The sequence below is a fragment of the Kribbella sp. NPDC104740 genome (assembly GCF_055583505.1).
In genome coordinates this window covers 629678-641119 of the sequence record NZ_JBVJNV010000004.1, presented here as the reverse complement: position 1 = coordinate 641119, position 11442 = coordinate 629678, and the positions used below count along the sequence as shown (strand labels likewise).

Below are 11442 nucleotides of genomic sequence, written 5' to 3'. Positions count from 1 at the left end.
GGGAGTTGCCTCACCACCCACCACTGACCAACGCGCAGTCCGACGACAGTCCCCCGCCTGAACGCACCGGCGGACAACGCGTTCCGGCCCGTTGATCAGTGGTGCACGTCGGTGCAACGCGATCAGTGGTGCGCGTCGAGATCAGCTTCCGTCGGAGCCGAGCCGGTGCTGCGCCCGCCGCTCCCGCGCCTCGGGGTTGTCGGCCACATCAGCAGCCGCGGCCGCAGCCGCTTCCTCCGCCGCCGCATCCGCCATCTCGCCCGCCTTGACGATGTAGCTGATCGCCTCGTCGACGTCGTCGGTGATCGTGAACATGTCCAGGTCCGCCCCCGAGATCTTGCCGTCGGCAAGCATGGTGTCGCGGAGCCAGTCCGCCAGCCCACCCCAGTACGACGTACCGAACAGCACCACCGGGAACGACGTCACCTTGCGCGTCTGGGCCAGCGTCAGCGCCTCGAACAGTTCGTCCAAAGTCCCGAACCCACCGGGCATCACCACGAACCCCTGGGCGTACTTGACGAACATCGTCTTCCGCGTGAAGAAGTACCGGAAGTTCATCCCGATGTCGACCCACTCGTTGAGCCCGTTCTCGAACGGCAGCTCGATCCCGAGCCCGACCGACACCCCGCCGGCCTCCGAAGCGCCCTTGTTCGCGGCCTCCATCACGCCCGGCCCGCCGCCGGTGATCACCGCGTACCCGGCGCCGACCAGCTTCCGCCCGAACGACTCGGCCGCGGCGTACATCGGGTCGTCCGGCTTCGTCCGCGCCGAGCCGAAGACGCTGATCGCGGCGCCGAGCTCGGCGAGCATGCCGAAGCCCTCGATGAACTCGGACTGGATCCGCAGCACCCGCCACGGGTCGGTGTGCACCCAGTCCGACGGGCCGCGGCTGTCCAGCAGCCGCTGCTCGGAGGTCGACTGCTGCACCTGGTTGCGGCGCATGACCACCGGCCCCCGCTGCTGCGACTGGGGGCGGTCAGGGTGAATCGATTCCGTCATGCCACCCAGGTTAGTGCGGCCCGCGAGGACACGGCGGCGCCACGGCGCGATCGCCTCAGGCTGTCAACCAGCTCCTCAGCCGCTGTTCACACTGCTCGATCTCGGCCTCCGGCACGTACTCCTCCTGCTTGTGCGCGAGCAGCGGGTCACCGGGCCCGTAGTTCACCGCCGGTACGCCGAGCAGCGTGAAGCGGGCCACGTCGGTCCACCCGAACTTCGGCTGCGGCTCTCCCCCGACGACCTCGAGGAACGCCGCCGCGGCCGGCCGCTGCAGCCCGGGCAGCCCGCCGGGCGCGGTGTCGGTGACGACCACGTCGTACCCGGCGAACACCTCGCGCAGGTGCGCCTCGGCCTCGGCCTCGGTCCGGTTCGGGGCGAACCTGTAGTTGACGGTCACCGTGCACAGGTCCGGTACGACGTTGCCCGCGACGCCGCCGCTGATCCCGACCGCGTTCAGCCCCTCGCGGTACTCCAGCCCGTCGATCGGCACCCGCCGCGGCTCGTACGCCGCCAGCCGCGCCAGCACCTCGCCGGCGGCGTGGATCGCGTTCGACCCCATCCAGGAGCGCGCCGAGTGGGCGCGTTCGCCGCGGGTGGTGACCTCGATCCGCATCGTGCCCTGGCAGCCGGCCTCGACGACCGCGTTGGACGGCTCCATCACCACCGCGAACACACCGTCGAGCAGCTCCGGGTTGGACTGGGAGAGCTTGAACAGCCCGTTCCGCTCGGACTCGACCTCTTCGCAGTCGTAGAACACGTAGGTGACGTCGCGGTTCGGCTCGGCGAGCGTCGCGGCCAGCCGGAGCCCGACGGCGACACCGCCCTTCATGTCGCAGGCGCCGAGCCCGTGGATCAGCCCGTCGGCGCGCCGCGCCGGCAGGTTGTCGTTCAGCGGGACGGTGTCGAGGTGCCCGGCGATCACGATCCGCTCGGCGCGCCCGAGGTCGGTCCGGGCGACGACGGTGTTGCCGTGCCGGAACACCTTCAGATGCCCGTACGCCGACAGCGCCGCCTCGACCGCGTCCGCGATCGGCTCCTCGGTCCCGCTCACCGACGAGATGTCGACCAGCGCGGCGGTGAGGTCGGGTCCGGATTGGGTCAGGTCCAGCAAGTCGCTCAGTCCTTCGGGGTCGGCAGGAAGACGCAGAACTCGTTGCCCTCGGGATCGGCGCAGATGTTCCAGTCGATGTCGCCGTCCTGGGGCCGCAGCAGTGTCGCACCCGCGGCCAGCAGCGGTTCGAGGGCGTCGGCGTCGACGTCCCAGTGCACGCGGTTCTTCACCGTCTTCGGCTCCGGCACCGAGATGAACACGAAGTAGTCGAACGGCAGCCCCGGCACGTTCTCCAGCCAGCTGTACGGCTTCCCCTCACCCAACTGCAGGTCGCCGCCAAGCACCTGGTGCCACCAGCGCGCCTGCCGCTCGGGGTCGGCGGAGTCGACCACCACCTCCATCAACCGGTACGCCGGCACGCTGTCGCGCGGGAACCCACAGAACTCACCGCCCTCCGGATCCTCCATCACCGCCCAGCTCTGCTCGTGGTCGATCGGCGACTGCACGGCCGCGCCGAGCTTCTCCAGGTCGCCGATCCCCGAGGCGTGCACGTCGAGGTGCACCCGCTGCTTCACCGACCGCGGCTCGGGAACCTTGTTGATCCAAACCGTCTGCGCCGACTGGTCGCCGCGCAGCGGGACCGGCCCGTCGGCCGCAGCATCGGCCGGGGCTGTCAGGCCGAGGACGGTCCCCCAGAAGTCGACCATCGGGCCGACGTCGGTGACGTCGACGCAGAGATCCTTGAAGCGGGCAAGACTCATTCCGCCAGGCTAGAGGGGTCCGCCGACTGTTTGCGGTAGTGGCGGCTGACGCGCTCGCGGTTCCCGCACGACGGCGAGCACCAGGTCTGGCGCGGGTCGGTCTGCAGGAAGTACCGGACGCAGCGCGCGGCCGGGCAGGCGCGGAGGCGGGCGACGTCCGGGCTGGTGAGGAAGTCGATCGTCGAGCGGGCGATGGCGCCGCTCAGCAGGCGCAGCGGGTCGGTGCTGCGGGCTGCCCAGGTGATCGTCGGCAGGTCGCCGTCGTCTTCCCAGGCCAGGCGAGGCGTGCCGAGGTACTCGGCCGCGCGGTTCAGGCGGCGGAGGGCGACGGAGGGTTCGAGGGGGACGGCGAGCTCGACCCGGGTGGGTGACGCCGGGCGGACGGCACGGGCGAAGAGATTCCGTACGACGACGCGCAGGTCGGCCAGCGCAGGCCCGGCGACGGCCGGCGCCAAGGCGGGACCTATGGGGAGAGAAACCTGGGCCGACGGGGTGCCGAGGAGTTCGGTGACCAGGGGCTCGGTGCGCTCCAACCACTCCTCGACGCCCTCCGGCGTACCGAGGAGATCCAGCAGGCCGCCGTGGCCGTCGTGGCGGATGGTGGTGGCCAGTTCCAGTGCGAGCACCTGAGGAGTCTAATGGGATCTCCGATTGCTGGCGTAAGTGCCCATGCCTTAAGGTCCTAACGCCAGATCGAAGAACTGCCGTTAAGGAGAGCCATGCTGAAGCCCGAGGTGCCGGCCGCTGCCGCGCAGCGCTTGATCGAGGTCGTCGCGGGAGTCGACGAGGCGGCCGCGCGCGAGCCGTCGATGCTGCCCGGCTGGTCGCGGGCGCACGTGATGGCGCACCTCGTGGGCTTCAGCGACGCGATGACCCGGCAGGTGACCGAGGCGAACGCCGGACGGCTGGTCGAGTTCTACGACGGCGGCATGCCGGCCCGGGTCGCCGCGATCGAGAGCAGATCGACGGAGCCGGTTGACGTACTCAAGCGGGAGATCGCGCGGGCCACGGCAGCCCTGGTCAGCGCGTGGGGGCAGGTCGAGGACTGGTCGCGCCCGGTGACGCACCGGAACGGGACGCTGGCGGACACCGTCTACACCGGCTGGCGCGAGCTGACCATCCACACCGCGGACCTCGGCCTCACCCACGCGACCACGGATGACTGGCCCGAGGACTTCTGCCTGCACCTGCTCGACTTCCTGCGCCCACGCGTCCCCGCGGGCACCCAACTGGTCCTGCAGTGGCCGACCGGGAGCTGCTCCGAAGGCGAAGGCGACCAGGTGGTTGTCGAGGGCAACCTCACCGACCTGACCGCGTGGTTCGCCGGCCGCCCGCCCCGACGCGAACTGACCGGCGACCTCCCCGAGCTCCTCCCCTGGCCGTAACTACTTCAGCCCCGTGGTCTTCATCGCGTCCACCAGCCGCTTCTGGCCCGCGACGAAGACCACGACGGTCGGGATCGCCGCGATCACCGCGGCGGCCAGGATCAGGTTCCACGCCGACGCGTACTGCCCCTGCAACCCCGAGATCCCGAGCTGCACGACCCGCAGATCAGGGTTCCGGGTGATCGTCAGCGGCCACAGGAACGCGTTCCAGTTGGCCAGGAAGAACAGCACCGACAGCGACGCCAGCACCGGCCGGCTCAGCGGCAGGATGACGCTCCAGTACCGCCGCCAGTACCCGCAGCCGTCCAGATCGGCGGCCTCCTCCAGCTCGCGCGGGATGTTCAGGTAGTACTGCCGCAGCAGGAAGATGCCGAAGGCGTGGAAGATGCTCGGCACGATCAGCCCGGCGTAGCTGTCCAGCAGCCCGAACTGCTTGGCGACCAGGAACAGCGGCACCAGGATCACCGGCAGCGAGACCAGCAGCGTCGACATGATCCCGGAGAAGATCAGCGCCCGGCCCGGGAACCGCAGCCGGGCCAGCGCGTACGCCGCCATCGAGTGGAAGAACAGCGCGATCACGGTGACCGCGACCGACACGATCGCGGAGTTCAGCAGGAACCGCGGCAGCGGGAACTTCAGCAGCACGTACTGCAGGTTGTCCAGCGTCCAGGTCGACGGCCAGCCGAACGAGAACACGTCCTCGGCCGGCTTGAGCACGCTGAGCAGCACCCACAGCAACGGCGCCACGGCGATCAGCGCCAGCACGTGGGCCAGGACAGGAAAGACCTTAGTCCTCATCGAAGCGGCCTCCCTTCGTGAAGGCGAACATCAGCCCGGTGCAGAGCACCAGGATCGCGACCACCACGGTGGTCAGCGCGGCGGCGTACCCGAGGTTGTTGAAGGTGAAGGCCTGCTCGTAGATGTAGAGCACGACCGTGCTGGTCGCCCGCGCCGGGCCGCCCTTGGTGAGCACGAAGACCAGGTCGAAGGCCTGCAGACCGGTGACCGCGCCGATCGTCGAGTTCACCACGACGAAGAAGCTGGTCGGCCGCATCAGCGGCCAGATCACGAACCGGAACCGCTGCCAGGCCGAGGCGCCGTCGATCTGGGCGGCGTCCTCGAGCTCCTTCGGTACGTCCTTCAGCCCGGCCAGCAGCACCAGCATCTGGTAGCCCATCACGAACCAGACGCTGATCACCACATAGGTGCCCAGGGCAAGTGACGGCGTCCCGAGGAAGGACACGTCGCCGAGCCCGAACGGCGCCAGCAGCTTGGAGACCGCGCCGCGCTTGTCGACCAGCAGGAACTGCCAGATCAGGCCGACCACGACCAGGCTGACCACGTGCGGCAGGAAGAACGCCGAGCGCACCCAGCCGATGCCGCGGAAGTGGTTGCGGACCAGCATCGCCAGCCCGAAGCTGATCACGAACGCGATCGGGACGAAGCTGACCACGTAGATCGCGGTGATCTTCAGCGACGCCCAGAGCTGGTCGTCGCTGCCCATCAGCTTGTAGTTGGCCAGGCCGACGTACTGGTAGTTGCCGAAGCCGTCGACCTTGAAGAACGCGACGCCGAGGGCGAGCACCATCGGCACCGCGACGAACGCGAGCAGCCCGAGCAGGTCCGGCGCGAGGAACGCGTACGCCGCCAGCGCTTCGCGCCGTTTGCGGGTCATCCCGGGTTTGGGCGTGGCCGCCGTACGGCGTACCGACGGCTTGGACGGGGGCGCTGTCGTCGTGGTCATCAGCTGATGGGCGCGCCCTGGTAGGTCTTCAGGAACGTGTCGATCCGCTCCGCCGCGTCAGCCGCCGCCTTCGCCGGGTCGGACCCGTTCAGCTGGCAGGCCTGGATCGCGTCGGCGATCGGCTGGTACACCTCCGGTGGGAACCGCGGCTCGGGCTGCCCGGTCGGCGCGATCAGGTCGACGAACTGCTTCAGCACGCCCTGCTCGAAGGCTCCCTTGGCGTCCGCGGCGGCCTGCACCGACTTGCGTGGCGGCACATTGGTCTTCACGACGGTGTTCCACTGCCGCTGCCGCTCGACCCCTTCGGCGTCGGTCGAGCCGAGCGCCCAGGCGATGAACTTGGCCGCGGCCTCGGGGTTCTTGCCCTTGGAGTTGGCCACGAAGGCCCAGCCGCCGAGGTCGGTCGCGGGCTTGCCGCCGTCGGGGATCGGCAGCGGGATGATGCCGTACTTGAACTTCGCGGCCTTGCCCTTCATGTCGGCGACGGCCCAGATCCCGCTCTGCTGCAGCGCGACCGCACCCGACCCGAGGTTGGAGACCACGTCGCCGCCGCCGTCGCCGAGCGCCTTGCGCGGCGCGACCTTGGCCTGGATGGTGTCCTTCCAGAAACCCAGGGCCTGGACGGCGGCCGGCGAGTCGAAGGCGACCTTGCCGTCCTTGATCGGCGTCCCGTCGCCCTGCCAGAGGAACGGGTACCAGGTGAAGTTCTGGTAGTAGCCGGGCAGCGTCTCGAACATCACGCCGTACCGGTCCTTGCCGGTCAGCTTCTCCGCGACGGCCAGCGTCTGGTCCCAGGTCTTCGGCAGGTCCGCCTCGGACAGGCCGGCCTTGGTGAACGCGGCCTCGCTGTAGTACATGGCCAGCGGCTCGATCTCCATCGGCAGGCCGTAGACCTTGCCGTCGACCGAGCGCGCCTCGAGCAGGCCGGGCAGGTAGTCGGCCTTCGCGTCGTCGGGCAGCGCCGAGCCGAGGTCCTGCAGGACGCCGCCGTTGTAGTAGCGCAGGAAGTCGCCGGGGCTGATCAGGAAGATGTCCGGACCCTCGCCCGACTGGAACGCGGTCTGCAGCGTGGTCCCGTTCAGGTAGTCCTTGCCGGGGATGTAGCGCAGCTTGACCTTGACGTCGTTGTTGGCGTTCCACTTCTCGGCCAGGTCGACGAACCACTTGCTCTGCGGGCCGCCGTCGTCGGAGGGACCGTAGAAGTTCCAGAACGACATCTCCTTGCCGTCACCACCGCTACCGCCGTCACCTCCGCACGCGGTCAGCAGAGGGCCGCCGACGGCCGTCGCGGCCAGGGCGCCGAGACCACCACGCAGCACGGAACGCCGGCTCAGCGGCCTTTGCGGGAGGGAGGTTGCGGACATCAGGGGCTCCAGGGGGCTAGCGCACCGGATCGGGCAATCGATTTCTCGCAATCTACGAGGGGTGACCGGAACGGTCAAGGGCGTAACCGCCACGACTTTGACCGGACATGGCGGTTGGCCTTGTTTTGCACAGGTTGCAAGCGTTGACACCTGCTCGACCCGCTGCCTACGCTTCGGAAATCGATTTCTGAGACACCACCGGAAAGCGGGTCGAGGATGCCTGTAGTGCCGAACCGTGCGGACCGCCCCACCGCCGCACGGCCACCGCTCACCACCGACGCCCCGGCGCCGGCGGACGCCGAGCTCCCCCGTGACCTGGTCACCCGCGGGCTGGCGGCGGCGCGGAGCGCGATCGAGACCGAGGCGGCCGCCGTGTCCGCGCTGGCGGACCGGCTGGACGGCGTGTTCCTCGACGTCCTGACCGCGGTCGCCACCTGCGAAGGGCATCTGGTCGTCACCGGTCTCGGCAAGTCCGGCCTGGTCGGCCGCAAGATCGCGGCGACGCTCGCCTCCACCGGTACGCCGGCCACCTTCATCCACTCCGGCGACGCACTGCACGGCGACTCCGGCGCGGTCACCGGCCGCGACCTGGTCCTCGCCCTGTCCGCCTCCGGCGAGACCGCCGAGGTCTGCGCGTTCGCACGGATGCTCGCCGACCGGCAGATCCCGGTGATCGCGATGACCGGCAACGAGGAGTCGACGCTGGCCACCCTGTCGACGTACACGCTGGACACGATGGTCCTGCGCGAGGCCGACCCGCTGAACCTCGCCCCGACCGCCTCCACCACCGCCGCGCTGGTGATGGGCGACGCGCTCGCCTGCGCGCTCGTCGTACTGCGCGAGTTCACCCACCACGACTTCGCCCGCTTCCACCCGTCCGGTGCGCTCGGGCGCCGGCTGCTCGGTGGTGAGGCATGAGCCGGTACGACGTCTGCGTGCTCGGGTCGTTCATGAAGGACCTGGTCGCCAGCGCCGAGCGCCGGCCGCTGCCCGGCGAGACCCTGCACGGCACCGGGTTCGCGGAGTTCCTCGGCGGCAAGGGGGTGAACCAGGCGATCGCCGCGGCCCGGATGGGCGCCCGGACGGCGATCGTCGGCACCATCGGCGACGACCGGTACGGCGAGGAGTTCCTGGAGCTGCTCAAGACCGACGACGTCGACACCGACTGGGTGATCCGGCACCCGTCGCTCGGCACCGGCGTCGGGCTGCCACTGGTGCTGCCCGACGGCAGCAACTCGATCATCATCGTCTCCCGCGCCAACGCGGCGATCACCCCGGACGACATCGAGGTCGCGGCCGACGTACTGACCGGCAGCCGCGTCCTGAGCGTCCAGCTAGAGCTCCCGGTCGAGGCGAGTCGCGCTGCCCTCCGGCTCGCCTCGGCCGCGGGGGTCACGACGATCCTGACCCCGGCACCGGTCGGGCCGGTCGACCCGTCGCTCGCGGCGTACGTCGACATCCTGGTCCCGAACGAGGTGGAGGCCGCGGCGCTGACCGGGCTGGACTGCGACGACGAGTCGCAGGTCCCGGTGATCGCGCGCAAGCTCGCCGACGAGTGGGAGCTGCGCGGCTGCGTGGTGACGCTCGGGTCGCGCGGCGCCTACGTGCTGGACCGTACGGCGGGGATCGAGCAGCGGGTTCCGGCGTACCGGGTGGACACCGTCGACACGGTCGGGGCCGGGGACGCGTTCTGCGGTTCGCTCGCCGCGTCGCTGGCCGAGGGTGCCGCGCTCGTGGACGCCGTACAGCTCGCGAACGCTTGTGGCGCGCTGTCGACGACGGTCAACGGAGCCGCCGCGTCGGCTCCTTCGCGCGCGTCCGCACGAGCCTTGCTGGACACCACCATCGTTGAAAACTCGTCGTTCGCTGCTGCTCCACCTCAGTCGTGAGACTCTAGATGCCGTCCAGGCGGCTGCGGGTTGAACGGCGGGGAGTGAGCATGACGACGATCTACGACGTCGCGCGTAGATCGGGCGTGTCTCCGGCGACCGTCTCGCGGGTGCTGAGCGGGCGGCGCAACGTCGACCCGGAGCTGTCGGAGAAGGTCCGGGCCGCGGTCGCCGAGCTCGGCTACCGGCCGAACGGTGTCGCCCGGAACCTGCGCCGGGCCAGCACGAACCTGTGGGCCGTGGTGATCTCCGACATCGAGAACCCGTTCTTCACCTCGCTGGTGCGCGGGCTCGAGGACGTCGCGCAGACCGAGGGCTACCACGTCGTGCTCTGCAACTCCGACGAGGACCCGGCCAAGGAGGCCGCGTACGCCGGTGCGGTGCTCACCGAGCAGATGGCCGGTGTCGTGATCTCGCCGACCTCGACCGCCGAGGGCGTCCAGCAGCTCGCCGACGCCAAGACCCCGATGGTGCTGATCGACCGCCGGGTCGAGGGCGTCGAGGCCGACACCGTCCTGGTCGACAACGAGCACGGCGCCGCCGAGGGCGTGAAGCACCTGATCGACGGCGGCTACTCGCGGATCGCCTGCATCACCGGCCCGCGCCGCGTCAGTACGGCGATGGACCGGCTCGCCGGGTACCGCGCGGCGCTGCGCGCGGGCGGCATCCGCTTCGACAAGGACCTGGTCCGGCACGCCGACTTCCGCGAAGCCGGCGGGTACGCCGCGATGGAGAGCCTGCTGGAGCTGCCCGGACCGCCCGAGGCGCTGTTCGTCGCCAACAACCTGATGACCGTCGGTGCGCTGGAGTGCCTGGCCAAGAAGGGTGTCCGGGCGCCCGACGACATCGCGATCGTCGGCTTCGACGACATCCCCTGGGCGGACCTGGTGGTGCCGAGCCTGACCACGGTCGCGCAGCCGACGTACGAGCTGGGCCGGACGGCGGGGTCGCTGCTGAAAGACCGGATCGCGGCGCCCGGTCGTCCGCCGTCGACCGTCACGCTGCGGACCGAGCTGCACATCCGCGCGACGTCGGCGCCTAAGAAGAAGTAGTCACCCGTCGCCTGGGGTCGAACGCGGGGACCCACTTGGCGAGCCAGGTCGAGCCGGCGAGGGTGAGCGCACCCAAAGTCAGGGACGCGGCGGCCAGCGGGAACGCGAGCGTGATCGCGCCGATCAGCACCGGCCCGATCACCGAGCCGAACTCGGCGCAGAACGTCCAGCCCGCGAGGAACTGCGCCCGATGGCCTGGTGGTGCGGCGTCGGCGCCGAGGGTCTTCACGATGCCGGAGCCGAGACCGTTGCCGACAGCCATCAGTACGCCGACCGCGAGCACGCTCGCGAAGGCGGTCGACAGCGGGAGGGTGAGCATCCCGATCCCGAGCAGGACCGTCGCCGGGACGGCGATCCAGACCCGGCCGAGGCGGTCCATCACCAGGCCGGCCGGGTAGAACAGCAGCATCTCGATGCCGTTGGTGATGCCGAAGACGATCGAGGTGTCGGTCGCGGACAGGCCCAGATGCTCACCCCACAAGGGGATCAGGCTGGTCCGGGCGGCACGGGCGACGGCGATCACGAAGACGCCGGTGCCGAGGGTGAGGAACGTGCGGCGGTGATCCCACAGCACGCGCTTCAGCGGCAGCCGCTCGACCTGGATCGGTTCGTGCGCGCCCTGGGGCTCGCCGGCGGTGAGCAGCACGACGATCGCGCCGACCGAACCGGCCACGCCGACGCCGTACGCGCCGGACATGCCCCAGTGGTGCCCCGCGAACGCGCCGAGGAACGGGCCGATGAAGAGCCCGATCCGGCTCACTCCCCCGAGCGTCGACAGCGCGCGGGCGCGCAGCTCGACAGGCACGACCTCGGTCACGTACGACTGCCGCGCGAGGCTGAAGACAGCTCCCGCGAGCCCGGCGACGAGGAGGCTGATCCCGAGCAGCCAGGGCGTACGGACGACCATCGCGGCACACCACGCGACCGCACTCACCACCGCCGCGACCAGCAGCGCCCGCCGCTCACCGATCCGTACGACGAGCGCTCCCGCAGGCAGCGACCCGGCGAACTGCCCGATCCCCAGCACCCCGACGAGAAACGCAGCAAACCCGACGGAGGCACCGAGCTGCAACGCCGACAGCGCGACCACGGGCAGAACCGCGCCCTGACCGACCGCATTCAGAACAGTCGGCCCGAACGCCGGCACCGCGATCCGCCAGAGACTGAAGCCGGGCATCTTCCTCCAAGTATCTCGAC

General features: G+C 70.2%; 12 protein-coding genes. 4 read left to right on the top strand and 8 right to left on the bottom strand.

The window, feature by feature from the left end:
* Positions 1-141: 141 nt before the first annotated feature.
* Genes ACZ6Z4_RS24195 through ACZ6Z4_RS24180 form a run of 4 tightly spaced genes read right to left on the bottom strand, consistent with a single transcriptional unit; the run spans position 142 to position 3437 of the window.
* Complete coding sequence (locus tag ACZ6Z4_RS24195) at positions 142-999, bottom strand: LOG family protein (RefSeq protein ID WP_465568723.1); 858 nt, start codon at positions 997-999, stop codon at positions 142-144.
* Between the two features lie 55 nt (positions 1000-1054).
* Positions 1055-2110, bottom strand: a complete 1056-nt coding sequence (gene dapE / locus ACZ6Z4_RS24190; RefSeq protein ID WP_465568718.1) for a succinyl-diaminopimelate desuccinylase — start codon at positions 2108-2110, stop codon at positions 1055-1057.
* A gap of 5 nt (positions 2111-2115) precedes the next feature.
* Positions 2116-2811, bottom strand: coding sequence for a VOC family protein (locus ACZ6Z4_RS24185; protein ID WP_465568715.1), 696 nt, complete (start codon positions 2809-2811; stop codon positions 2116-2118).
* Complete coding sequence (locus ACZ6Z4_RS24180; protein ID WP_465568712.1) at positions 2808-3437, bottom strand: CGNR zinc finger domain-containing protein; 630 nt, start codon at positions 3435-3437, stop codon at positions 2808-2810. Before ACZ6Z4_RS24180 ends, ACZ6Z4_RS24185 begins: the two co-directional genes overlap by 4 nt.
* Positions 3438-3530: 93 nt before the next feature.
* Between ACZ6Z4_RS24180 and ACZ6Z4_RS24175 the strand changes: the two genes are divergently transcribed.
* A complete protein-coding gene (locus ACZ6Z4_RS24175) occupies positions 3531-4196 on the top strand; it encodes a maleylpyruvate isomerase family mycothiol-dependent enzyme (protein WP_465568709.1) in 666 nt (221 codons plus the stop codon).
* On the opposite strand, the gene ACZ6Z4_RS24170 is transcribed toward ACZ6Z4_RS24175, so the two are convergent.
* From ACZ6Z4_RS24170 to ACZ6Z4_RS24160, 3 genes are read right to left on the bottom strand one after another with little or no spacing between them, the layout of a single operon-like run.
* Positions 4197-4994: a carbohydrate ABC transporter permease gene (locus ACZ6Z4_RS24170; RefSeq protein WP_465568707.1), complete on the bottom strand. Its 798-nt coding sequence runs from the start codon at positions 4992-4994 to the stop codon at positions 4197-4199. It lies immediately after the preceding gene.
* Positions 4984-5940, bottom strand: coding sequence for a carbohydrate ABC transporter permease (locus ACZ6Z4_RS24165; RefSeq protein ID WP_344180129.1), 957 nt, complete (start codon positions 5938-5940; stop codon positions 4984-4986). The genes ACZ6Z4_RS24170 and ACZ6Z4_RS24165 overlap by 11 nt, the downstream gene beginning before the upstream one ends.
* Positions 5940-7304: an ABC transporter substrate-binding protein gene (locus ACZ6Z4_RS24160; RefSeq protein WP_465568704.1), complete on the bottom strand. Its 1365-nt coding sequence runs from the start codon at positions 7302-7304 to the stop codon at positions 5940-5942. Before ACZ6Z4_RS24160 ends, ACZ6Z4_RS24165 begins: the two co-directional genes overlap by 1 nt.
* Positions 7305-7529: 225 nt before the next feature.
* On the opposite strand from ACZ6Z4_RS24160, the gene ACZ6Z4_RS24155 reads away from it, so the two are divergent.
* Genes ACZ6Z4_RS24155 through ACZ6Z4_RS24145 form a run of 3 tightly spaced genes read left to right on the top strand, consistent with a single transcriptional unit; the run spans position 7530 to position 10245 of the window.
* A complete protein-coding gene (locus ACZ6Z4_RS24155) occupies positions 7530-8222 on the top strand; it encodes a KpsF/GutQ family sugar-phosphate isomerase (RefSeq protein WP_465568701.1) in 693 nt (230 codons plus the stop codon).
* A complete protein-coding gene (locus ACZ6Z4_RS24150) occupies positions 8219-9193 on the top strand; it encodes a ribokinase (RefSeq protein WP_465568699.1) in 975 nt (324 codons plus the stop codon). The genes ACZ6Z4_RS24155 and ACZ6Z4_RS24150 overlap by 4 nt, the downstream gene beginning before the upstream one ends.
* A gap of 50 nt (positions 9194-9243) precedes the next feature.
* Positions 9244-10245 carry a LacI family DNA-binding transcriptional regulator gene (locus ACZ6Z4_RS24145; RefSeq protein ID WP_465568697.1) on the top strand — a complete coding sequence of 334 codons (1002 nt, stop codon included), beginning with the start codon at positions 9244-9246 and terminating at the stop codon, positions 10243-10245.
* Here ACZ6Z4_RS24145 and ACZ6Z4_RS24140 read toward each other — a convergent pair.
* Positions 10232-11422: an MFS transporter gene (locus tag ACZ6Z4_RS24140; RefSeq protein WP_465568694.1), complete on the bottom strand. Its 1191-nt coding sequence runs from the start codon at positions 11420-11422 to the stop codon at positions 10232-10234. The genes ACZ6Z4_RS24145 and ACZ6Z4_RS24140 overlap by 14 nt on opposite strands.
* Positions 11423-11442: the final 20 nt, after the last annotated feature.